At 58.0% G+C, this 23,455-nt stretch carries 17 protein-coding genes and 1 pseudogene; 10 read left to right on the forward strand and 8 right to left on the reverse strand.

The genetic code is table 11. From position 1 onward, the window contains the following. Window positions 1-60 precede the first annotated feature (60 nt). The 4 genes from nifJ to uspF all read left to right on the forward strand — a co-directional run bounded on the left by nifJ (window position 61) and on the right by uspF (window position 5,941). Window positions 61-3,588 (forward strand): pyruvate:ferredoxin (flavodoxin) oxidoreductase, encoded by a 3,528-nt coding sequence (gene nifJ / locus HCK03_RS15210; protein WP_167691844.1) that lies wholly within the window; start codon window positions 61-63, stop codon window positions 3,586-3,588. A gap of 360 nt (window positions 3,589-3,948) precedes the next feature. After that, entirely contained in the window at window positions 3,949-5,067 is a 1,119-nt protein-coding gene (gene ompC / locus HCK03_RS15215; RefSeq protein ID WP_041145247.1) for a porin OmpC, read from the forward strand. Between the two features lie 145 nt (window positions 5,068-5,212). After that, window positions 5,213-5,425: a KTSC domain-containing protein gene (locus tag HCK03_RS15220; RefSeq protein ID WP_041145246.1), complete on the forward strand. Its 213-nt coding sequence runs from the start codon at window positions 5,213-5,215 to the stop codon at window positions 5,423-5,425. 81 nt (window positions 5,426-5,506) lie between these two features. Further along, complete coding sequence (gene uspF / locus HCK03_RS15225) at window positions 5,507-5,941, forward strand: universal stress protein UspF (RefSeq protein WP_041145245.1); 435 nt, start codon at window positions 5,507-5,509, stop codon at window positions 5,939-5,941. Window positions 5,942-6,148: 207 nt separating this feature from the next. On the opposite strand, the gene HCK03_RS15230 is transcribed toward uspF, so the two are convergent. Continuing rightward, a complete protein-coding gene (locus HCK03_RS15230) occupies window positions 6,149-8,815 on the reverse strand; it encodes an autotransporter outer membrane beta-barrel domain-containing protein (RefSeq protein WP_167691845.1) in 2,667 nt (888 codons plus the stop codon). A 1,146-nt stretch (window positions 8,816-9,961) separates the two neighbouring features. Between HCK03_RS15230 and HCK03_RS26645 the strand changes: the two genes are divergently transcribed. The 3 genes and pseudogenes from HCK03_RS26645 (at window position 9,962) to ttcA (ending at window position 11,539) form a co-directional block, all read left to right on the forward strand. Continuing rightward, window positions 9,962-10,165, forward strand: coding sequence for a hypothetical protein (locus tag HCK03_RS26645; RefSeq protein ID WP_407692388.1), 204 nt, complete (start codon window positions 9,962-9,964; stop codon window positions 10,163-10,165). A 50-nt stretch (window positions 10,166-10,215) separates the two neighbouring features. After that, window positions 10,216-10,497 (forward strand): annotated as a pseudogene (locus HCK03_RS15235) (tyrosine-type recombinase/integrase); the annotation flags it as partial. Window positions 10,498-10,603: 106 nt separating this feature from the next. Beyond that, the gene (gene ttcA / locus HCK03_RS15240) at window positions 10,604-11,539 is read left to right on the forward strand and encodes a tRNA 2-thiocytidine(32) synthetase TtcA (RefSeq protein WP_041145244.1); all 936 of its coding nucleotides are present in this window, start codon (window positions 10,604-10,606) and stop codon (window positions 11,537-11,539) included. Window positions 11,540-11,587: 48 nt separating this feature from the next. On the opposite strand, the gene dbpA is transcribed toward ttcA, so the two are convergent. The 7 genes from dbpA to HCK03_RS15270 all read right to left on the reverse strand — a co-directional run bounded on the left by dbpA (window position 11,588) and on the right by HCK03_RS15270 (window position 18,783). Further along, complete coding sequence (gene dbpA / locus HCK03_RS15245) at window positions 11,588-12,961, reverse strand: ATP-dependent RNA helicase DbpA (protein WP_041145243.1); 1,374 nt, start codon at window positions 12,959-12,961, stop codon at window positions 11,588-11,590. 14 nt (window positions 12,962-12,975) lie between these two features. Beyond that, window positions 12,976-13,161 (reverse strand): proline-rich small protein YnaL, encoded by a 186-nt coding sequence (gene ynaL, locus HCK03_RS26650; protein WP_115192936.1) that lies wholly within the window; start codon window positions 13,159-13,161, stop codon window positions 12,976-12,978. Window positions 13,162-13,443: 282 nt separating this feature from the next. Continuing rightward, window positions 13,444-14,427, reverse strand: coding sequence for a zinc transporter ZntB (gene zntB / locus HCK03_RS15250; protein WP_041145242.1), 984 nt, complete (start codon window positions 14,425-14,427; stop codon window positions 13,444-13,446). Between the two features lie 63 nt (window positions 14,428-14,490). After that, window positions 14,491-15,447, reverse strand: a complete 957-nt coding sequence (locus HCK03_RS15255; RefSeq protein ID WP_167691846.1) for an ROK family protein — start codon at window positions 15,445-15,447, stop codon at window positions 14,491-14,493. After that, window positions 15,444-16,304: an ABC transporter permease gene (locus HCK03_RS15260; RefSeq protein WP_041145240.1), complete on the reverse strand. Its 861-nt coding sequence runs from the start codon at window positions 16,302-16,304 to the stop codon at window positions 15,444-15,446. The genes HCK03_RS15255 and HCK03_RS15260 overlap by 4 nt, the downstream gene beginning before the upstream one ends. Window position 16,305: 1 nt before the next feature. Further along, complete coding sequence (locus HCK03_RS15265; protein ID WP_167691847.1) at window positions 16,306-17,226, reverse strand: ABC transporter permease; 921 nt, start codon at window positions 17,224-17,226, stop codon at window positions 16,306-16,308. Window positions 17,227-17,250: 24 nt separating this feature from the next. After that, window positions 17,251-18,783: an ABC transporter substrate-binding protein gene (locus HCK03_RS15270; protein WP_041145238.1), complete on the reverse strand. Its 1,533-nt coding sequence runs from the start codon at window positions 18,781-18,783 to the stop codon at window positions 17,251-17,253. A gap of 230 nt (window positions 18,784-19,013) precedes the next feature. On the opposite strand from HCK03_RS15270, the gene HCK03_RS15275 reads away from it, so the two are divergent. Genes HCK03_RS15275 through HCK03_RS15285 form a run of 3 tightly spaced genes read left to right on the forward strand, consistent with a single transcriptional unit; the run spans window position 19,014 to window position 23,433 of the window. Then, window positions 19,014-20,150: an ROK family transcriptional regulator gene (locus tag HCK03_RS15275; protein ID WP_115192938.1), complete on the forward strand. Its 1,137-nt coding sequence runs from the start codon at window positions 19,014-19,016 to the stop codon at window positions 20,148-20,150. A gap of 10 nt (window positions 20,151-20,160) precedes the next feature. After that, entirely contained in the window at window positions 20,161-21,612 is a 1,452-nt protein-coding gene (locus HCK03_RS15280) for a M81 family metallopeptidase (protein WP_167691848.1), read from the forward strand. Between the two features lie 3 nt (window positions 21,613-21,615). Continuing rightward, window positions 21,616-23,433, forward strand: a complete 1,818-nt coding sequence (locus HCK03_RS15285) for an ABC transporter ATP-binding protein (protein WP_167691849.1) — start codon at window positions 21,616-21,618, stop codon at window positions 23,431-23,433. The last annotated feature ends 22 nt before the right edge of the window (window positions 23,434-23,455 follow it).

Here is a 23,455-nt window from a genome sequence, read left to right on the forward strand (position 1 = left end):
ATCCGCCGCCGTTTTGCGGGTCCCTTCTTTTTTGTTTGCGCAATGTTAGGGTCTCTTTTTATGATTACTATCGACGGTAATGGCGCGGCCGCTTCTGTCGCGTTTCGCACCAGTGAAGTTATCGCCATCTACCCCATTACCCCCAGCTCAACGATGGCCGAGCAGGCGGATGCCTGGGCGGGTAACGGGCTAAAAAATATCTGGGGCGACGTGCCTCGGGTGGTCGAAATGCAGTCGGAAGCCGGGGCTATCGGCGCCGTGCACGGGGCGTTGCAAACCGGGGCCCTTTCGACCTCCTTCACCTCCTCGCAGGGCCTGCTGCTGATGATCCCGACGCTGTACAAACTGGCCGGTCAGCTGATGCCGTTTGTCCTGCACGTCGCCGCACGTACCGTCGCCACCCACGCGCTCTCTATTTTCGGCGATCACTCCGATGTGATGGCCGTGCGCCAGACCGGCTGCGCGATGCTCTGCGCCAGCAACGTCCAGGAGGCGCAGGATTTCGCCCTGATTTCGCACATTGCGACCCTCAAAAGCCGGGTGCCGTTTATCCATTTCTTTGACGGCTTCCGCACCTCGCACGAAATCAACAAAATCGCGCCGCTGGCGGATGACACCCTCCGCAGCCTGCTGCCGCAGGCTGAGATCGACGCGCATCGCCTGCGCGCGCTCAATCCCGAACATCCGACAATCCGCGGAACCTCCGCTAACCCGGACACCTATTTCCAGTCCCGTGAAGCCACTAACCCGTGGTACGACGCGGTCTACGAGCATGTTGAAACGGCGATGGACGATTTCGCCGCCGCCACCGGCCGTCGCTATAAACCGTTCGAATTCTATGGCCATCCGCAGGCCGAACGGGTGATTGTGGTGATGGGTTCCGCCATCGGCACCTGCGAAGAGGTGGTGGATGAGCTGCTCAGCCGCGGCGAGAAGGTCGGCGTGTTGAAAGTGCGGCTCTATCGCCCCTTCTCCGCCGCTCACCTGCTGGAAGCGCTGCCGGAAAGCGCGCGCGCCGTCGCCGTGCTGGACCGCACCAAAGAGCCCGGCGCCCACGCGGAGCCGCTGTACCTCGACATCATGACCGCGCTGGCGGAGGCGTTTAACCGCGGTGAACGAGAAACGCTGCCGCGCACCATCGGCGGCCGCTACGGCCTGTCGTCAAAAGAGTTCGGCCCGGAGTGCGTGCTGGCGGTGTTTAACGAGCTGAACGCGGCGAAACCGAAGCCCCGCTTTACCGTCGGTATCTATGACGACGTCACCAACCTCTCTCTGCCGCTGGGGGAAAACACCCTGCCGTCGGAGGCGAAGCTGGAGGCGCTGTTCTACGGCCTGGGCAGCGACGGCAGCGTGTCGGCGACCAAGAACAACATCAAAATCATCGGCAACTCGACGCCGTGGTTCTCGCAGGGCTACTTCGTCTACGATTCGAAAAAGGCCGGCGGACTCACCGTTTCGCACCTGCGCGTCAGCGAGAAGCCGATTCGCTCTTCCTATCTTATCTCGCAGGCCGATTTCGTCGGCTGCCATCAGCTGCAGTTTATCGACAAATATCAGATGGTGGAGCGCCTGAAGCCCGGCGGGATTTTCCTGCTGAATACGCCGTATGCCGCCGATGAGGCGTGGTCGCGTCTGCCGCAGGAAGTGCAGGCGATGCTCAACCAGAGGCAGGCGCGCTTTTATATCGTCAACGCCGCCAAAATTGCCCGCGAATGCAGCCTCGGCGCGCGTATCAATACCGTGATGCAGATGGCGTTCTTCCATCTGACGCAAATTCTTCCGGGCGACAGCGCGCTGGCCGAACTCCAGGGCGCGATTGCCAAAAGCTACAGCAGCAAAGGCAAGGAGCTGGTTGAACGTAACTGGCAGGCGCTGGCGCTGGCCCGCGAGTCGCTGGCCGAAGTGCCGCTGCAGCCGGTCAACGCCGCCAGCCCTAACCGCCCGCCGGTGGTCTCCGATGCCGCGCCAGACTTTGTCAAAACCGTCACCGCCGCCATGCTGGCCGGCCTCGGCGATGCGCTGCCGGTCTCCGCTCTGCCGCCGGACGGCACCTGGCCGATGGGCACCACCCGCTGGGAAAAACGCAATATCGCCGAAGAGATCCCTATCTGGAAAGAGGCGCTGTGCACCCAGTGTAACCACTGCGTCGCGGCCTGCCCGCACTCGGCGATCCGCGCCAAGGTTATCTCTCCTGAAGCGATGGAAGCGGCCCCGGCCAGCCTGCATTCGCTGGACGTAAAATCCCGCGATATGCGCGGCCAAAAATACGTGCTGCAGGTGGCGCCGGAAGATTGCACCGGCTGTAATCTGTGCGTGGAGGTTTGCCCGGCCAAAGACCGGCAGAACCCGGAGATCAAGGCCATCAATATGATGTCGCGCCTTGAGCACGTTGAGGAGGAGAAGGTCAACTACGACTTCTTCCTCAGCCTGCCGGAGATCGACCGCAGCGCGCTGGAGCGCATTGATATTCGTACCTCTCAGCTGATAAGCCCGCTGTTTGAGTACTCCGGCGCCTGCTCCGGCTGCGGCGAAACGCCGTACATCAAGCTGCTGACCCAGCTCTACGGCGACCGGATGCTGATCGCCAACGCCACCGGCTGCTCGTCAATTTACGGCGGTAACCTGCCGTCAACGCCGTATACCACCGACGCCAACGGGCGCGGCCCGGCGTGGGCCAACTCGCTGTTTGAAGATAACGCCGAGTTTGGCCTCGGCTTCCGCCTCTCCGTGGACCAGCATCGTCAGCGCGTGATGCGCCTGCTGGGGCAGTTTGCCGACGCGATACCGGCGGAGCTCAACGATGCTCTGCACGCCGAGGCCACCCCGGACGTCCGCCGCGAGCAGGTGGCGGAGCTGCGCCGCGCGCTGGTCGGCGTTGAGGGAGCCCAGGAGCTGCTGACCGACGCCGACGCGCTGGTGGAAAAATCCATCTGGCTGATCGGCGGCGACGGCTGGGCCTACGATATCGGCTTCGGCGGCCTCGACCACGTGCTGAGCCTGACCGAAAACGTCAATATCCTGGTGCTCGACACCCAGTGCTACTCCAACACCGGCGGCCAGGCCTCGAAGGCTACACCGCTCGGGGCGGTCACTAAATTTGGCGAGCACGGCAAGCGTAAATCGCGCAAAGACCTCGGCGTCAGCATGATGATGTACGGTCACGTCTACGTGGCGCAGATTTCGCTGGGCGCCCAGCTAAATCAGACGGTGAAAGCGATTCAGGAAGCGGAGGCCTATCCGGGACCGTCGCTGATTATCGCCTACAGCCCGTGCGAAGAGCACGGCTACGATCTGGCGCTGAGCCACGATCAGATGCGTCAGCTGACCGCCACCGGGTTCTGGCCGCTCTACCGCTTCGACCCGCGCCGGGCGGATGAAGGTAAGCTCCCGCTGGCGCTGGACTCTCGCCCGCCGTCGGACGCGCTGGCGGACACGTTGCTCAACGAGCAGCGCTTCCGTCGCCTCAACGCCCAGCAGCCGGAGGTGGCGGAGCAGCTGTGGAAGGATGCCGCAGCCGATCTGCAAAAACGCTATGAGTTCCTTGCGCAGATGGCCGGTAAAGCGGAGAAGCCCGCCGTCGAAAGCTAATTTGTACCGCGCCTGAGCGTTGCCATAAAAAAAGCCCGAATAGATATTCGGGCTTGTCATTTTACCGTTTAAATAGCCCGTAAGAGGACAGCGAGCTGCGGCAGCAAAAATGCGGCTGACAATAAACAAAGGCATATAACGCGCGAATAATATCCCATTAATTTTCCGCCGTATAATTTTTATTTTATATGTGTTTTCTTTATATATTCACCAAAGCTATCGCCGTAACAACGGTATTATTTATTTTAGATTTTACTTATATCGTAACAATTGATACTTACCCGGATTTAACAGCCTTCATTTAGCATGAGTTTACTTCCTCGCAGGAAGTCAAAACAAAAACATTAAAGGAATATCTAAATGAAAAGAAAAGTACTGGCCCTCGTTATTCCGGCATTATTAGCTGCTGGCGCTGCTCACTCCGCCGAAATTTATAACAAAGACGGCAATAAGTTAGACCTCTACGGTAAAGTAGATGGTTTACATTATTTCTCCGATGATACTAACTCTGATGGCGATATGAGCTATATCCGCCTCGGTTTTAAAGGCGAAACTCAGATTAACGATCTGCTGACCGGCTACGGCCAGTGGGAATATAACGTTCAGGCCAATAATAGCGAATCCGATACCAATAACGCCTGGACCCGTCTGGCATTCGCCGGTCTGAAATTCGGCGACTACGGTTCGTTCGACTATGGCCGCAACTACGGCGTACTGTACGACATTGAAGGCTGGACCGACATGCTGCCGGAGTTCGGCGGCGACACCTGGTCGAAGGCCGACAACTTTATGACCAACCGCGCTAACGGCGTGGCAACCTATCGCAATAGCGACTTCTTCGGTCTGGTGAACGGCCTGAACTTCGCGCTGCAGTATCAGGGCGCGAACGAAAACCAGGTGTCAAACGAGCAGCAAGGCACCGGCAACGGCGGCGACCGCTCGGTTAAAAACGCCAACGGCGACGGCTTCGGTATCTCTTCGACCTACGATCTGGGCATGGGCGTCAGCTTCGGCGCGGCGTACTCCAGCTCCGACCGTACCAACGAGCAAACTCACCGCTCGACCGCCGGCGGCGACAAGGCCGACGCCTGGACCACCGGCCTGAAATATGACGCCAACAATATCTACCTGGCCACCATGTACTCTGAAACCCGCAACATGACCCCTTACGGCAACCAGAGCGGCACGATCGCCAACAAGACGCAGAACTTTGAAGTCACCGCTCAGTACCAGTTCGACTTTGGCCTGCGCCCGGCGGTCTCTTTCCTGATGTCGAAAGGGAAAGACCTGAACAACACCGACGGCGACAAGGATCTGGTGAAATATGCCGATATCGGCGCGACCTATTACTTTAACCGCAATATGTCCACCTACGTTGATTACAAAATCAACCTGCTGGACGAAGACGATAGCTTCTATGCAAACAACGGCATCGGCACCGATGACGTTGTGGCGCTAGGCCTGGTTTACCAGTTCTGATGCCGTGGCCCGCTGGCGACAGCGGGCCTATGCCCCTCTTTCTGCCGACATTTTAATCAAATCAAAACAATATACCTGTTGCGTTAAAATAGTCGTCCAGTGGATGATATATTGCTTAAAAGACCGCTCGTAAAGGACGCCAGCAATGCATCATCATCCCGTAAAATCATCACGAATTAGCTCCGTCGCCTACGACGAAGCCTCCGGCATCCTTGAAATACGCTTTCGTGACAATAAAACGCTACAGTACTGCGACGTTCCACCGCGGGTGTTTCACAACTTTCTGCAGGTCGTTTCAAAAGGTCGTTTTTATGACGGGGTTATCAAAGGTAAATTTACCGAACGTGCCGCGGTCTGAAGCCAAAGTGTGACCCTGGTCATTGTACATATTGCCCCTGAATGTCGTACACTTTTAAAGGTTAATTAAACAGGAGGTTTTATGACCAGAATAATTCTTGTACCCATAGATATTTCTGATACAGAATTAACTCAACGCGTTATCAGCCACGTTGAAGCCGAAGCACGGATTGATGATGCCGAAGTCCACTTTCTGACCGTGATCCCCTCTCTTCCCTATTATGCCTCGCTGGGCATGGCCTATACCGCAGAGATGCCGCCGATGGATGAGTTCAAGGCGGATTCCGAAAAGCGGCTGAAAGAGGTGGTGAAGCAGTTTGCCATCCCTGAAGACCGGGTGCATTTCCATATTGCCGAAGGTTCGCCGAAGGACAACATTCTGGGGCTGGCGAAGTCGCTGCCGGCAGATCTCGTCATCATCGCCTCGCACCGCCCGGATATCACGACCTACCTGCTTGGCTCTAACGCCGCGGCCGTCGTGCGTCACGCTGAGTGCTCCGTACTGGTTGTTCGCTAACCTCGCAAGCCCGCCGCCGGTGCGGGCTTTTTATCTTAATCCTTCGCCGATGAAACGCTCTTAACTGTGCTGGTGAATCCGTACCCTACACGCCACAGACTGATACTCCGATGTCAGGCGCCATAAGTGATACAGAATGAGTGACAGGCTCGCGCTTATGCGACAGAGCCTGTACAGGGTCCTTTCTGCTATCCAGCCTCTGTACTATCAGAAACTGTACTTTCCCCCTAGCGTCGCGGATGTGTCGCTGTACCCCTTGTCGCCAAGCTGCTGAGCGACATTACCCCAAAGACCAAACTGCTTATTGAGCTGACCTTCTACTCCCATTTTCAACTCAGCAATATTCTTTGCGCCATTCTGTTTCACCACGACACCATCCATACGACTGGCAAAATCATGGGTGTTATGCAGCCAGTTCACTTCCGCGAACGGTTGGAAGGTACTCTCCTTACCATCATCGATTTTTGTGGTGCTGATGTAAGTTTTCGCACCCAGACTGGTCTGGACATTACCATCCCCTTCTCCGACAACTTCCGTACCGTTTAGCTCTGTGTGTTTATCGGCCTTCACACCCATCCAGGTCAGCGCGGCTTTAGGCTGGATGAAGTACGACTGTAGGCCGTCTTCAGCCTGCCCCAAACGGAAGGTATAACCGCTTTCCACTGACGCGGTGAAACCCTGCGAGTCATAGGCTTCACTGCTCATCCCTTCACCAGTCACCCGGTTTTTAAACCAGCTGTACTGTGCCCAGGTGCCTACATACGCCCCGGTCTTGTCCGTTTTGTTGGCATACCAGGTACCGTACACGCCAGTGCTGTAGCCATTGATCGAGCCATCTGCACGGTAGCCATTGGCATTCGATATCGTGTTACTTTTGCTGTTCGCATAGCCTGCCATAACCCCGAGATGGTAGAGGTCATCACCGTTCGAGCTCCACTGGGCAATCTCCCCTCCGATCTGCAGAACGTAGCGGTTAGCCTGCGTTTTCAGTTGACCACTGCTGTCCCGTGAACGGTTATGGCCTCCTTCATTGCGCAGCCACATGCTGGTCACTTTCTTCTCGCCAGTCAGGGCGTCGGTGTACTGCGTTTCCCCGATAAGGTCGTGAACACGCGTGGTGAACAGGTTGTTAGCTGCCGCTAAATTGGCAGCATAGGCACCGGATTCCGGACGCAGCACCTGAGTAGTATTACCCTGATCTTGCCAGCTATTCAGGTACCAGTTGCTGGCGTTACTGCCCTTGCCGCGCACCAGTGAGTAATCGTAGGCCCCTGCTGCAATACGACCATCCTGGATAAAGACGCCGTCGGATTGACCATTGACCGAAATAATCTCGATACCATTCAGGGTCTGCGCTCCGCTGCCGCCGATATTGTTAAACAGGACAGAAGAGGTACCGGAGGTATTGCCGTTAACGATCAGCTTATCCGTTACCGAACTGTCGTCACCCAGTACGGTATCAAACGTCAGCGTGCCGCCATTGCCAACGTAGTTGCCGTTAATAACGGTGGTATCGCCGGCGCGTTCGTTCGCCATGGTCAGACTACCGGAGTTAGTGAGCGTACCGACCTGGTTAAGCGTGGTGGTCTGCACGCCGTCACTGGAAGAGCCGCTGGCAGTCATCAGGATACCCGCGTTAATAAGGGCGTTAGCACCTGTACCGAAGTCGCTCGTGTCGCCTGACATGTCCCACGTACCTTCGATGGCATTGGTGACGGTATTTCCTTCGTTTCCGAGCTGAACTTTACCGATAATGCGGCCGGCATTGGTGATGGTGCTGGTTCTACCCTGGGTAATAATGGCGTTGCCATAGGAGGGAGCTTCAATCTTGCCGGTGTTGGTGATGGAGGTCGGCCCGTCGCCATTGTTCTCAGCATAAATTCCGTTCCCCCAGCTTGCGATATCACCGCTGACGTTAATCGTCATATCCGTGGCGTTACTGCCATTAACGGCATAAATCCCATGCGCCCCGGAGACTGCGCCTGATGCGGTGATGTCGGTCATCCCGGTGCCATTATTCGTGGTATTAATCCCGTCCCCTCCCACACCGATATTACCGCTGGCTTTAATCGTCATGTCCGTAGCGGTGGTATCGTTATTGGCATAAATCCCGTGCCTGCCGCTGCTGATATTGCCTAATGTGGTAATGGCGGTCACCCCGGTGCCATTGTTGGTGGCATTAATCCCGTCCGCCCCAACGCCGAACGTGGAATCAGCGGCAATCGTTAATCCCGTGGTGTTACTGCCATTAACGACATTAATCCCCACGTTTCCGCTGTTAATAGTGCCTGTTGTTGTAATGACGGTCGCCCCGGAGCCATTGTTCGCGGCATTAATCGCATCCTTCCCGACGCCGAACTCGTTATTGGTGGTAATCGTTAATCCCGTAGTGTTGCTGCCATTGACGACATTAAGCCCGACGTTTCCGCTGTTGATAGTGCCTGTTGTTGTGATGACGGTCGCCCCGGAGCCATTATTTTGGGCAGAAACCGCGTAGGACCCACCGTTGACATGACCACTGGTGCTAACCATCATGTTCGTGGCGCTATTATCATTAATGGCAGTAATCCCGGTCTCCCCGCCGACAATCTTCGACTGATTCTCATCCTTAAATATCAGGTCCCCCCCACTGTTGGTAAGCTCGAGAGCGTGCACATCCGTAGTATCGACACCAAATCCGGGCGTTGTGGAGACATTCAGCGATGACCCGCTCAGGTCTATACCATTCGTTTCACTCCCGGAGCAGACATAGGTCATCGCGTCGGCTGAATTACAGGGACCGGCTGCCTGAACGGAGGTAATAAGCCCGGTGATAATGACCGGCGTGGAGAGAATGGCAAGTCTTACAGAATTAGCTAATACGTTACGCTTCATAGGATAATCCACTCTGGTATGATTGTTATGGTCCAGGTTCCTGTAAATGCTGTGTTCATTGTTGTTGCGTCATGACGAGCTGAATATATCGCTCTCAATACCGCCACTTGCTCACAAATTGGTCCTGGTGCTTTTGGATGAAAAAACAAATAAAAAAAATTAATAAACATTCATTCTTAACGGATAGTTTCCGGGATTAATCCATTACCAGCAGTGGCATTTTGTCGGTGTATTCCCCGCGGGAAATCTGTACACATACTTTTACCAGGCCGGAACGGCTATTCGCCAGAAGCACTTTAGCGGGCTATTATCCCAGCCATTTTGACACTGCCACATGCTTTGCTTTATTGGGTAACGCCAGCTTGCGCGAATTTCACAGCGCACCTTTATTTGCACTGAGTTAATGGGATTGCAGCAGCTATACCAGTCGCGATATATCCTGCGATGTCGCACAAAAATTTTGCAGCGCATCGCAACCCGATGGCTACAGTTCATTTAGCAGATGCAAAGTCAGCATAATAACAATGACTGGAATTAAAACCGCAAAAGGCCTTGCAACTCCCTGAGGGCCTGCCCTGGTAGTTTTATCTTAAAAATCTTTTTCAGCCTGTGGCATCGTTCTTTCGCGTATATTAAGCAAATTAAAGCCGTGCTCCAGTCGAGATAAAGAGTACTGTTTGCCTTAGTTGGCGCCGGTGCCCACTGAAATAGATAGGGTTACCGGCCCTGAACTAATATTAAACGACAGCATTCATGCTTCACGAAAACTTTCGTAAAATTCAGCCTGGTGCTGATAAATCGAAAAATCGTCTCGCCAGCAAATACCTTTCCTGAGGGATGACACCGCTACAACGATATCAAGTTTTTTTAACCTGCATACGTGTAAACACTCCGCCAGAACAGCAGGACATCATCCTGACCCTTTTACACGCACCTTCTTCCCTACTATTTGAAATAATATAAATCGATATTCCACCAAAGGAAATCGGTTTCACAAATAAAAATACATAATCGTGATGCGGATCACAATGATTATATTATATGCATAAATATCAACATCATATAAAAACAAGCGCACTGCATAGCAAGATAATTTCTACGATGAAATCGATTTCTTATGGATGCAACTAATACCGTACCGTGAAAGTGGCGCCGACCTGCCACGTTCAATATGCACGTCACCGATACTCGGTAGCGCATAAGCTGGTTGGTCCGTGTCTGTTGCTAAAGGCAGGCCAGATGACGATCGCGCGCGGGCATCAGGGGCAGCGTGTAACCCGGAAGCCGTCAGTAAGATTTAAATGGCGCAGATCGTTTTTAATGAAGAGCGGATGGTTAGACAGGTCCTGAAGGCTTGGGCTGGCACTGAAGCCCGGCAGATTGAACGTTACCGACAAGGCTTTCACTACAGGGAGTATGGCGCCAGCGATCCCCAGGATCTGCGCGTTGTTTTAATCCCTGGAAAGCGGAATGAGCAGCAGAAGCCCTGCTACTCTCACCGCAGTATTGGTCGTAGATGGGAAGCCGCAGTAAAACGCGCTGGCATTCGGCGTCGGAATCCGTACCATACGCGACATACTTTTGCCTGTTGGTTGCTATCAGCCGGTGCTAACCCATCTTTTATTGCTAACCAGATGGGGCATGAAAACGCGAAAATGGTTTACGAAGTCTACAGTACATGAATTGAAGAAATGAATGGCGATCGGGTAACGATGCTCAACGCCAGGCTTGAACTGTGATTTAACCTTGCCCCTTATCTGCCCCTTTTTGTTTCAGAGAACGTTAATAATGCTTGATATTCAGCAAGTTACAAAGAAAGAGAAGTACAACATCGACAAGTTGCAGAAGCGCCTGCGCCGCAACGTCGGCGAAGCCATTGCCGATTTCAATATGATTGAAGACGGCGACCGGATTATGGTTTGCCTTTCCGGCGGGAAGGACAGCTACACCATGCTGGAAATCCTGCGCAGCTTACAAAAAAGCGCCCCCATCTCTTTCTCTCTGATCGCGGTAAACCTCGACCAGAAGCAGCCCGGCTTCCCTGAGCACATTCTGCCTGAGTACCTGCAGCAGCTCGGCGTCGAGTATAAGATTGTCGAAGAGAACACCTACGGGATCGTCAAAGAGAAGATTCCTGAGGGCAAAACCACCTGTTCGCTCTGTTCGCGCCTGCGTCGCGGGATCCTCTATCGTACGGCCACCGAACTCGGCGCGACTAAAATCGCCCTCGGCCACCACCGCGACGACATCCTGCAGACGCTGTTCCTCAATATGTTCTACGGCGGCAAGATGAAAGGCATGCCACCGAAGCTGATGAGCGACGACGGTAAGCATATCGTTATCCGCCCGCTGGCCTACTGCCGTGAAAAGGATATCGAGCGCTTCTCGCAGGCGAAGGGTTTCCCAATTATCCCATGCAACCTCTGCGGCTCTCAGCCTAACCTGCAGCGTCAGGTGATCGGCGACATGCTGCGCGACTGGGATAAACGCTATCCGGGGCGCATCGAGACCATGTTCAGCGCCATGCAGAACGTCGTGCCGTCGCACCTTAGCGACGTCAGCCTGTTTGACTTTAAAGGAATTACCCACGGTTCTGACGTGGTTGACGGCGGCGACCTCGCGTTCGATCGCGAAGAGATCCCGCTTCAGCCTGCTGGCTGGCAGCCGGAAGAGGATGATGCCCAGCTGGACGAGCTGCGGCTGAACGTGGTGGAAGTGAAGTAACCCGCCAACAGGCGTCTCAGCGCGGTGGCTGAGACGCTCTTGCCTACTCTATTTCAGCAAACGAACCCGGCAGTTCTTGCCCTTAATCTTGCCGTTCTGCAGCAGCTTAAACGCTTTGTTGGCCACGCCCTGGCGCAGCGCCACGTAGACGTGCGCCGGATGAACGTTGATCTTGCCGATATCGGCGCCATCGAATCCCAAATCTCCGGTCAGCGCACCCAGTACGTCCCCTGCGCGCATTTTGGCCTTCTTACCGCCGTCAATGCACAGGGTCGTCATTTCGGCTTCCAGTGGTACGATCGTGCCGCCGGTCGGCGCGTTCATCCAGTTCAGCTTCAGCTGCAGCATTTCCGCCAGAATATTGGCGCGCTGGGCCTCTTCCGGCGCGCAAAGGCTGATCGCCAGCCCGCTTGCGCCGGCGCGTGCGGTACGGCCGATGCGGTGAACGTGAACTTCCGGGTCCCAGGCCAGCTCGTAGTTAATCACCAGCTCCAGGGATTTAATATCGAGACCGCGGGCCGCCACGTCGGTTGCGACCAGCACGCGCGAGCTGCCGTTCGCAAAGCGGATCAGGGTTTGGTCGCGATCGCGCTGCTCGAGATCGCCATGCAGCGACAGCGCGCTCTGCCCGGCAGCGTTGAGCGAATCGCAAACGGCCTGGCAATCCTTTTTGGTATTACAGAACACCACGCAGGAGGCCGGCTTGTGCTGGCTGAGCAGCTTTTGCAGCAGCGCGATTTTGCCTTTCTGCGAGGTTTCGAAGAACTGCTGTTCAATTGCCGGCAGCGCGTCAACAGAATCGATCTCGATGGTTTGCGGGTCGTTCTGCACGCGTCCGCTAATCGCCGCAATGGCCTCCGGCCAGGTCGCGGAGAACAGCAGCGTCTGCCGCTCGGCGGGCGCAAAGCGAATCGCTTCATCAATGGCGTCGCTGAAACCCATATCGAGCATTCGATCCGCTTCGTCCATCACCAGCGTCTGCAGCGCGTCCAGTGAGACGGTGCCCTTCTGCAGGTGATCGAGCAGGCGTCCCGGCGTGGCGACGATAATATGCGGCGCGTGCTGGAGTGAATCACGCTGGGCGCCAAAGGGTTGGCCCCCGCAGAGGGTGAGAATTTTAATATTCGGCAGAAAGCGCGCCAGGCGACGCAGCTCGCCGGCGACCTGATCCGCCAGCTCGCGCGTCGGGCACAGGACCAGAGACTGCGTCTTGTACAGCGTGGCGTCAACCTGCTGGAGCAGGCCGAGGCCGAATGCGGCCGTTTTTCCACTGCCGGTTTTTGCCTGCACGCGCACATCTTTACCGGCCAGAATCGCCGGCAAAGCCGCCGCCTGGACCGGGGTCATCGCAAGGTATCCCAGCTCGTTCAGGTTATCGAGCTGGGCGGCGGGCAAAACGTTCAGTGTTGAAAAAGCGGTCACAATTTTTTCTCGTGTTAAAGGGCGCGCAATTGGCAGGCGCGTATCCTCGCAGAATTGCGCCTCTGATGCGACAATTTAATCGGTTCGTCGTCCGGCGGCGGATCGGGTAAAGGATGCGGACGAGGCCGCGGGTCCGGCACCGGCGTCGGGTCGTTGGGTTCAGGTGAAATAGGTATTGAATGTAAAGGCTGGTATCGCATTTTGACTCTCCCGGTTATGAGCGGGTGTACCACCCATTAAGCGTAGAAGCTGGCCGCAGGAGAGCAAAAAAAAAGCCGACTCAATAAAGTCGGCATCGTACGAATCAATTGTGCTATGCAGTAATTCAAAAAAGGAAGTAAGACAATATGGAGCGCAACGCCCATCGCTTGACGTTGCATTCACCTGCGAGAGAGATATTGCCCCGAATGGGTAGATGGTTTATTGATTTCGCTCAAACATTGCCGGTTTTTCGCAATCGGACGCTGATAAAAGGCGATTATTTACAGCCATTTACTGCGATGTAACCACCACGCAACACCGCCAATCAGAACAACTAACATCACGCAAAAGATGGAGAAGCCCAGATGCCACTCATTACCGGGGATCCCGCCGAGGTTGACGCCAAACAGGCCGGTCAGAAAGGTACTGGGCAGAAAGACCATTGCCATCAGCGACATGGTATAGGTTCTGCGCGACATCGCCTCCTGCATAATTTGCGCGATCTCATCGCTCATTATCGCCGTGCGGGCAATGCAGCTATCGATCTCATCCAGGCCGCGGCCGAGGCGATCGGAGATATCCTGCATGCGCCGACGCTGGTCGTCATTCATCCACGGCAGACGTTCGCTGGCCAGCCGGGAGTAGGCATCGCGCTGCGGGGCCATATAGCGGCGCATCACTATCAGCTGCTTGCGCAGCAGGGCCAGGAAGCCGCGCGGAGGGACCTGCTGATCCAGCAGATTATCCTCAAGGTCGATTATCCGGTCGTGCAGCTGTTCGATAAATTCGCTGGCATGATCGGTCAGCGCATCGCAGATATCCACCAGCCAGCTGCCGCAGTCCACCGGGCCGGTACCTTCGCGCAGGTCGCCGAGCACGTCGTCCAGCGCCAGCACCCGCCGCTGGCGAGTAGAAACGATCAAACGCTCGTCCATATATAAGCGCATCGCCACCAGCTGATCCGGCCGTTCGTCGGTACTGCCGTTAATGCAGCGCAGCGTAATCAGCGTACCGTCGCCGACCCGCGTCACCCGTGGCCGGGTGCTTTCGCCCGCCAGCGCATCCCGCACGCTGTTCGGCAGCAGCGGCGTTTCCGCCAGCCACTGTGCGCTATCGGCGTGGGTGTAGTTGAGATGCAGCCAGCAGGGATGCTCTTTATCGATAGTGTCGCTATCCGTCAGCGGTTTTACGCCGCCCTGTCCGTCAAACTGCCATGCAAAAACGGCATCCGGTACATTCAGTTCCGCACCTTTAATCGCCTCCACCAGACCTCCGTCAACTCAGGCTTAATTTTCGTAGTCTAGCCTGACGCCTCCGTTAAGCAAGGGCTAAAACAAGCAGGGTGCTGAATTCGCTGATAAAAGCCGCTGCCCGAGAATGCTGGCGCCGATAAGGCCGCCGTCGCTCGCGTGGCGGCCCGCAACGATCAGCGGCCGCGCTGTTTTCAGCAAAATCTTACGCCGCAGGGCCTCGTCAAGGCGGCTAATCAGCGCCGCCTCGCTCGCCATGCCCCCGCCGGCCACTATTCGGTGCGGCCCGAGAATATTGACCGCATGGGCCAGCGGCTCGCTCACCACCTCCAGCCACGCGGCGAGAGTCAGGGCCTGGGGTTCGCGGCCCGCCAAACCCTGGGCAACAATCTCCCGGCTGCTCAGCGCCTGGCCGCTCAGAATATGATGCAGCCGCTCAATGCCTCTCGCCCCGCCTAAGGTGTCGAGGCACCCAGTCTGCCCGCAGCCGCAGCGCAGGCGCGGCAGGCTCAGGCTGTGCTCGCCGACCTTTAGCGCGGTCTGCACGATTGGCGCATGGCCCCACTCGGCGCTGATCCCCTGATTACCGTAAAGAATATTGCCATGAATCGCGATGCCGCCGCCGATGCCGCTGCCGAGAATAATCCCCAGCACCACCGGGAACCCCTGCGCCGCGCCGCCGCTCGCTTCCGCGAGGGTAAAGCAGTCGGCGTCATTGGCCATCACCGCCGGACGCCGCAGCTCCGCGCTAAGGGTCCGGGTCACGCTGACGCCCTGAAAAGGCGGCACGTTGCTGGAGAGAATGCGATCGGTGGCGACATCCACCACCCCGGCGCAGGAGAGCGCCAGCGGGCTCTCTGCCGCTAGCCTGTCGCCGTAGCCGGCAATGATATCGCCAATCGCTGCGGAAAAATCGCCCCAGTTGCCGGTGGGAACAGGGCGCTGGCGGATATCGTCGATAGCGCCCGCGGTTTCGGAGATGGCGCTTTTGATAAACGACCCGCCAATATCGAGACAGAGCACCGGCGCGTTCACAGGCGAGTGTCCAGCAGGTCGCGCAGGCCGTCGCCGAGAATATTAAACCCGAGAACCGAAAGGACGATAGCCAGCCCTGGCCACAGCGAGATCCCAAGGCTGATCCCAAGGAAGTTGCGCCCGTCGCTCATCATCGTGCCCCATTCCGGCATCGGCGGCTGCACCCCCATGCCCAAAAACGACAGCGAGGCGGCGGCCAGAATCACCGAACCGCCGGTCAGGGTGGCCTGCACGGTAATCGGCCCCAGCGTGTTGCGCAGAATATAGTGAATAATCTGCCGCCGGTAGCCGATCCCCAGCGCGCGCGCCGCTTCCATATACTCCATATTTTTAATGCCCAGCGTCAGGTTGCGGCTCAGGCGGGCGTATACCGGCACCGAGAAAATGGCGATCGCCAGCAGCATGTTTATCAGCCCCGCCCCCAGTACGCTCACCAGCAAAATAGCCAGGACGATCCCGGGAAAGGCGAAAATTACATCCATAATCCACATAATGATGTGGTCGACGCTTTTGCCGCACAGCGCCGCCATAATGCCCAGCGGCAGCCCCATCGCCAGCGACAGCGCCACGCTGACCACCACCTCGATAAGGGAGATCCGCGCGCCGTATATGATGCGAGAAAAAATATCGCGCCCGTAGTCGTCGGTGCCCAGCCAGTGTTCCGCCGAAGGCGCAGAGAGAATATTGAGGAGATCCTGGTCATAGGGATCGTAGTGGCTCAGCCACGGCGCAAAGAGCGCGCCGAGAACAATTAAGGCCACGATAAAACCGCCAATGGCGATCGACGGATGGTCTATTCCCCAGCGCAGGCCGTTCATCAGGCCATTGCGCGATTTGGCGAGTGAGATTTCAGACATATTAATCAAACCTTATTTTCGGGTTGATCCTGGCGATAATCATTTCGCCCACCAGATTCATCACCACCACGCTGGCGACCGTTATCATCGTCACGCCCTGAATAACCGGATAATCGCGATAGCGCACGGAATCCACCAGGTAGCGCCCGATGCCCGGCCAGTTAAATACCGACTCCGTCACCACCGCTCCACCGATCAGGCTGCCAAAGTTGAGCGCAATAATGGTCACGATGGGGATGAGGGCATTGCGCAAGGCATGCTTAAAGTAGACGTAGAACGGCGCCAGCCCTTTGGCCCTGGCGGTGCGAATATAGTCTTCACCGAGCACGTCCACCATGCTCGAGCGGGTCATGCGCGACATCACCGCCATCGGGAAAATACTGAGGCACACCGAGGGCAGAATATAGCTTTTCCAGCCCTCGGCCCCCAGGAGCGGCAGCCAGCCCAGCTTCACCGAGAAGGTGTCCATCGCGATCAGGGCCAGCCAGAAGTTGGCGATTGAGGCGCCGGCAATAGCGATCAGCATCAGGGCGTGATCGGCGGCATGATTGCGATAAATCGCCGCGCACATCCCCATCGGAATGCCGAGCACCACCGCCATCAGCCACGCCAGCAGCGCGAGGCCGAGGGTATAGGGCGCCCGCTCGCCCAGCTCGGCGGAGACCGGCTGCCCCGATTTTAGCGAAATGCCGAAGTCGCCTTTGAGCATCCCAACCACAAAGTGCCCGTACTGCAGCGCCAGCGGATCGTCAAGCCCGAGGCGGGAGTGCATGCGGCTCACGTCGTCCTGGGTCGCCTGCGGGCCGGCCATCAGCCGCGCAGGATCGCCGGGGAGCATCCTGATCGCCAAAAAGACGATCAGCGATGCGCCGAGCAGGATAAGCGGCAAGGAAAGCAGTTTTTTGATGACGTAGACTTTCATAACGACTCCAGTCAGGCCCCTGCTTTACGGCTTCTGGGCGTTGATAACGATAATTTCGCCGCCCGGCTCCATCCGCACGCCTTTGATATCCGCGCGGGTGGCGTAGAGATCGTCCTGGAAGTAGAGCATCACGTGCGGCGCATCCTGCATGATGACCTTCTGCGCCTGCACGTAATCGGCGATGCGCGCCTTGTCATCCATGGTGGTCGCCGCTTTGTCCAGCAGGTCGTCGAGGGTCGGGTTTTTATAGAAGCCGAGGTTGGCGCCAACCGGCGCGGCGCTCTGGGAGTAGTACAGCGGACGCAGCTGTAAATCGGATCCGTTGAGGCCGGAGGACCAGGAGGCAAGCACGGAATCGGTGCGGTTCGCCAGCTTTTCAGCCGCCGGTGCAAAGGCAGCCTTGCTCCAGACGCCGCTTTCCATCTGCTGAATATTCAGCTTAACCCCCACCTTGCCCCACATCGCCTGCAGGATTTGCGCGGTCCGGGCGTCTGGCCCCTGTACGGCGATATTGATGTCAAATCCCTGCGGATAGCCGGCATCCTTGAGCAGCGCTTTGGCTTTGTCGATGCTGTAAGCGTATTCGTTGAGCGACTTATCGTAGCCTTCATTCACCGGCGCCAGCGGCGAGTTAGCGGCGGAGGCGTAGCCAAACATCACCGCCTTCAGCAGCGCGTCTTTATCCGTCGCCAGATTCAGCGCCTGGCGCACGCGGACGTCGTTGAGCGGTTTCTGCTCAACGTTGAGCGCCACCCAGAATACCGACGCGCCCTCGCCCTGCTCCAGCTTCACCTGCGGATTGCTTTTCAGCTGCATACCGAACTGCGGCGGCACCGGGTTAATCACGTCAACCTGGCCGGAGAGCAGCGCCATATTCATCACCGAAGGCTCCGAGCTCCATGTCCATTTGATTTGCTCCGGGCCGCCGTTTTCTCCCCAGTAATGCGGGTTCTTTTTCTCTAAAACATACTCCCCGGTTTTATATTCCTGCAGCATATAGGGGCCGGTGCCGTCCGCTTTGCGGCCAATGGTGCCGGCTTTGTCCGCCGCCGGACTGACCATTTTCGCCGCGCCGCCGGTGAGTAAATTGAGGAACGAGGGGTAGACTTTTTTCAGCGTAATTTCGACGCTGCCGTCGTCAATTTTCTTCACCGACGCAATCACGTTGCGCATCCTCGAGCTGGCGGCCAGGCTGCCTTTTGGATCGATATGGCGCTGAATGTTAGCCACCACCGCGTCGGCGTTAAACGGCGTACCGTCATGGAAGGTGACGTTCTTGCGCAGCGTGAAGGTCCAGACCTTGCCGTCCTCGCTCACCTGCCAGGCCGTGGCCAGCGCGGGGGCGATTTTGTAATCGGGGGAGAGATCGACCAGCCCTTCATACATCGGCTTGAGAACCGTGTCGGTGAAGGTCGCCGTCTGGTCGCCGGGATCCATGCTGCGCGGCGCTTCATTTTGCATCACATTCAGCGTCGCCGCCTGCAGCGCCGTGATATTGCCTACCGCCAGAACGCCTGCCAGAACGGCAAGTCGATATTTGCTCATCAATACCTTCATCGCGTACCCCTGCCCGTATGTTATTTCGCCAGTTGTGGTCATTATGTTGCTATTAAGTTTTGTTTTTACACATAACAAAATTCTTTAAATGTGACATTAGCCACCATTAGCGCTTAATTAGGTAATAAATTTAACTTATATGCGATCAATTAGTTATTTTTGTGAAGAAACTGATTGCTAAATCAGCAGGGCGCAATTATGTTCAGAAAAAAGCGAAGGGTCGGGGCACTATGCTGAACAAACTCCAACAACAACTGGTTCATCTGGTCTGCAGCGAAGAGGGGGCCAGCCGGGCCGACCTCGCCCGCCTGACCGGCATGAGCAAGCCGGCCATCGGCGCGCTGGTCAAAGAGCTGCTGGCCGCAGGCGTCCTGCAGGAGAGCGCGATGGCCGCCTCCAGCGGCCAGGGGCGGCCTTCGGTTACCCTGTCACTTTCCCCTGATGCCGCCTGTGCGATCGGCATCTCCTTGATCGACCATCAGTTGGTGGTGGTGCTGATGAACGGCATCGGCGAAAAGATGGCCGAGCGCCATCTCACTCCCGAGGTCGAGATCCCGGCGCTTATCCAGCAGCTGGCGGCGGAAATTGCCGACCTGCTCAGCAGCGCGGCCGTTAACCGCCAGCGCCTGGCCGGCATCGGCTTTGCGCTCTCCGCCTTCGTTGACGCCGCGCAGTCGGTTTGCGTACAGTCCGCGCTGATGGGCTGGCATCAGGTTCCGCTGGCAGAGCTGCTGAGCCGCGCCACCGGCGGGATCCCGGTGGTTATCGAAAACGATACCCGCGCCCTGGCGACCTACGAAAAGACCTTTGGCCATCTGCGCAAGTATCAAAGCGCGGTCGCTATCTCCCACGGCAGCGGCATCGGCAGCGCGGCGGTGATTTACGGGCGCATCTGGCGCGGCGCCCACGGCGGCGCCGGGGAAATCGCCCACTGCACAATCGTGCCGGCGGGTAAGCCCTGCCGCTGCGGGAAGCGCGGCTGCCTCGACACCGTGGCCTCCCTGACCGCCATTTTTGAACAGGCGCGCATGGAGGGCATCGAGGCCACCAGCCTCGCCGAGCTGGAGGCGCTGGCCCGCAAAGGACACTCCGGGGCGATCCATATCCTGCACCAGGCCGGCGACGCGCTCGGGATGGCTATCTCCCATCAGATTCAGACCCACGATCCGGCGGCGATCATGCTGGCGCATCAGCCCGATAGCTTTCAGGGACTGCTCAATACCGTGATGCAGCAGGCCATCGAAACCTATCTGCTCCCCGGCATGGCGGGGAAAACGCCGCTCATCTACCGGCCGCTCGAGCAGGACAGCTGGGCGCTTGCTGCCGCAAGCGTGGCCCTTACTCACGTTTTATTTCCTGAATATTAACGAGGTCCCTATGCGCATTGCCGTTGGCGGAATACACATTGAATGCAGCACGTTCAATCCCGTACTGACTCACGAGGACGAATTTCGCACGGTCGAAGGTGACGCGCTGCTGGCGGCGCCCTACTTTCAGTTTCTCAAGGACTATCCGGCGACCTTTCTGCCCACCCTGCACGCCCGCGCCATCCCCGGCGGCCCGGTCGCGCGTGCCGCCTATGAGAGCTTTAAGGCCGAGTTTCTGACCCGCCTGCAGGCGGCGCTGCCCGTTGACGGCCTCTATCTGGCGATGCACGGCGCGATGTACGTTGAAGGGTTGGAAGATGCCGAAGGCGACTGGATCGCCGCCGCCCGAGCCTGCGTCGGCGACGCCTGCCCGATAGCCGTTAGCTACGATCTGCACGGCAACGTGACCCAGCGCATTATTGACGCCATTGATATGTACTCAACCTACCGTACCGCGCCGCATATTGACGTTGAAGAGACCATGCGCCGCTCCGTCACCATGCTGGTCAACAGCATCACCACCGGCGTACGGCCCGGGGTGGTCTGGGCGCCGGTGCCGGTGATGCTCCCCGGCGAGCGCACCAGTACCGAAGATGAGCCGGCGAAAAGCCTCTACGCCACCCTGCCGGCAAGCGATCGCCTTCCCGGCGTGCTCGATAGCTCGCTGATGGTGGGCTACGTCTGGGCCGATGAACCGCGCGCCACCGCCGCCGCCATTTTTACCGGCACCGACCTGAAGGTGCTGAAACAGCAGGCGGAGAAGCTGGCGCAGTCCTACTGGGACGCGCGCGAGGCGTTTGCCTTCGGCTGCCGCACCGGCAGCGTGGCGGAGTGCGTGAAGGAGGCCATCGCCAGCCCGACGGCGCCGGTTATTCTGGCGGACTCCGGCGATAACCCCACCGGCGGCGGCGTGGGCGATCGCGGCGACGTGCTGGCCGAGCTTCTGCGCCAGCATGCCGGCAATACCCTGGTCGCCGGCATTGCCGATGCCCCGGCGACCCAGGCTGCCTTTCGCGCCGGCGTTGGCGCACAGCTTGAGCTAACCGTTGGCGCGCAGCTCGACCCGGCTGGCGAAAGCGTCAGCGCACGCTTTACCGTGAAGCATCTTCTGCCCGCGGGCGCGCACGGTAGCGCTAACCAGGCCGTGTTACAGGTCGACGGCATCACCGTGGTGGTCGCCGACCGTCGTCGCCCCTATCACGATCTTGCTGATTTTAGCGCGCTCGGCTTAGATCCGCGCCGGGTGCAGATTCTGGTGGTCAAATCGGGCTACCTGTCGCCGGAGCTGGCGCCGCTGGCCAACCCCAACCTGATGGCCCTTTCCGAAGGGGTGGTCGATCAGGATATCGAGCGCGTGCCGCGCCGGCGGATGCTCACCCCGACCTGGCCGTTCACCGGCACGCTTGAGTTCACGCCGCGGGCGTTCGTTTCCGCCAGAGCCCCTTTTGCCGGGGAGTGCTGATTGATGAATACCCCGACGCCTTCTCCGGTGCTGAGTGTAGACAATCTGTCGGTCTCGTTTCGCCGCGGCGACAGCTGGCAGAAAGTGGTGCGTAATATCAGCTTTACCCTTAATCCGGGCGAAACGCTGGCCATTGTCGGCGAATCGGGTTCGGGGAAAAGCGTCACCGCGATGGCGATTATGCGCCTGCTGTCATCGCGCAATAGCCGCACGGAGGGCAGCGTGAGCCTTGGCGGCAGGTCGCTGCTGGCGCTGCCGGAGGAGGAGATGCGCCGCATCCGCGGCGCCGAGGTGGCGATGATTTTCCAGGAGCCGATGACCAGCCTCAATCCCGCCTTTACCATCGGGCATCAAATCGCTGAAGTCTTTATTCATCACCAGGGATTATCCAAACGCGAGGCCAAGCGCCAGGCCATTGCCCTGCTGGAGAAGGTCCGTATTCCCCACGCCGCGCAGCGCTATGACGAGTACCCGCATCAGTTTTCCGGCGGCATGCGCCAGCGCGCCATGATTGCGATGGCGCTGGCCCTCAGACCTAAGCTGCTGATTGCCGACGAACCGACCACCGCCCTCGACGTGACGATTCAGGGGCAGATTCTCGATCTGATTAAAACGCTGCAGGCGGAAAATAATACCGCGGTGCTGTTTATTACTCACGACATGGGCGTGGTGGCGGAAACCGCGGATCATACGCTGGTGATGTTTCGCGGCGATGCGGTGGAGTGCGCGCCAACGCCGGGGCTGTTTTCCGCCCCCCGGCAGCCCTACACCCGCGCGCTGCTGGCCTCGGTGCCGGCGGCCGGTGAAATGACGGCCGTTAGCGCCCCGTGCCGGTTCCCGTCGGTGGATTTACAAACCGGCGAAACCCAGCGCTATCCCCCCGAGACCGCGCTACCCGACCGCTCGCAGCCGCCGCTGCTGTCGGTAAAGAATCTGGTGACCCGCTTCCCGGTTAAGCGCGGTTTTTTCAATCAGCTAGCCGGCCATATTCACGCCGTGGAGAACGTCAGCTTCGATTTGTGGCCGGGAGAGACGCTCTCGCTGGTGGGCGAATCGGGCTGCGGAAAATCGACCACCGGGCGCAGCCTGATCCGCATGATTCAGGCGCAGTCCGGCGACGTGACGCTCAATGGCTACAGCGTCCTGCAGGCCGACCGCGCGCAGCAAAAGCGCCTGCGTCAGGATATGCAGATGATTTTTCAGGATCCCTTTGCCAGCCTCAACCCGCGGCTAAAGATCCTGGAAACGCTGATTGAGCCGCTGCTGGAAAACGGGCTGGCCACGCGCCAGCAGGCGCTCGCACGCTCGCAGGAGCTGATTGAAAAGGTTGGGATGAGCGTGTCGGTGCTGAACCGCTATCCGCACGAGTTCTCCGGCGGCCAGCGTCAGCGTATCTGCATCGCCCGGGCGCTGGCGATGAACCCGAAGGTGATTATTGCCGATGAGTCGGTGTCGGCGCTGGACGTGTCGGTGAAGGCGCAGGTGGTCAACTTAATCATCGAACTGCAGCGCACCATGCAGATCGCCTTTCTGTTTATCTCGCACGACATGGCGGTTATCGAGCGCATCAGCCACCGGGTGGCGGTGATGTATCTCGGCGAAATCGTCGAGATTGGCCCGCGTCAGGCGATTTTCACCCACCCTCAGCACCCGTATACGCAAAAGCTGATCGCGGCAATTCCGAAGACCGATCCCGCGCGCCGCCATCTGCTGCGCGAAGGCAGTAACGACGAGCTGCCGACGCCGTTTCGCGATAAGGCCTGGCAGCCCCCCGCCCGCACCTATGAACAGGTTGGTCCCCAGCACTGGGTGATGCGCTAGCCTCCCCGCCCGCAGGCCCTCT

The organism is Klebsiella terrigena (assembly GCF_012029655.1).
Lineage (GTDB): Bacteria > Pseudomonadota > Gammaproteobacteria > Enterobacterales > Enterobacteriaceae > Klebsiella > Klebsiella terrigena.

Bases quoted from the DNA above. Each gene is read 5' to 3' on its own strand.
- ttcA (WP_041145244.1), top strand. From the start codon at position 10,604: ATGCTTGATATTCAGCAAGTTACAAAGAAAGAGAAGTACAACATCGAC.
- HCK03_RS15280 (WP_167691848.1), top strand. From the start codon at position 20,161: ATGCGCATTGCCGTTGGCGGAATACACATTGAATGCAGCACGTTCAAT.
- HCK03_RS15265 (WP_167691847.1), bottom strand. From the start codon at position 17,226: ATGAAAGTCTACGTCATCAAAAAACTGCTTTCCTTGCCGCTTATCCTG.
- HCK03_RS15260 (WP_041145240.1), bottom strand. From the start codon at position 16,304: ATGTCTGAAATCTCACTCGCCAAATCGCGCAATGGCCTGATGAACGGC.
- HCK03_RS15220 (WP_041145246.1), top strand. From the start codon at position 5,213: ATGCATCATCATCCCGTAAAATCATCACGAATTAGCTCCGTCGCCTAC.
- HCK03_RS15275 (WP_115192938.1), top strand. From the start codon at position 19,014: ATGCTGAACAAACTCCAACAACAACTGGTTCATCTGGTCTGCAGCGAA.
- ynaL (WP_115192936.1), bottom strand. From the start codon at position 13,161: ATGCGATACCAGCCTTTACATTCAATACCTATTTCACCTGAACCCAAC.
- HCK03_RS15285 (WP_167691849.1), top strand. From the start codon at position 21,616: ATGAATACCCCGACGCCTTCTCCGGTGCTGAGTGTAGACAATCTGTCG.
- HCK03_RS15230 (WP_167691845.1), bottom strand. From the start codon at position 8,815: ATGAAGCGTAACGTATTAGCTAATTCTGTAAGACTTGCCATTCTCTCC.
- HCK03_RS15270 (WP_041145238.1), bottom strand. From the start codon at position 18,783: ATGAAGGTATTGATGAGCAAATATCGACTTGCCGTTCTGGCAGGCGTT.
- uspF (WP_041145245.1), top strand. From the start codon at position 5,507: ATGACCAGAATAATTCTTGTACCCATAGATATTTCTGATACAGAATTA.
- ompC (WP_041145247.1), top strand. From the start codon at position 3,949: ATGAAAAGAAAAGTACTGGCCCTCGTTATTCCGGCATTATTAGCTGCT.
- nifJ (WP_167691844.1), top strand. From the start codon at position 61: ATGATTACTATCGACGGTAATGGCGCGGCCGCTTCTGTCGCGTTTCGC.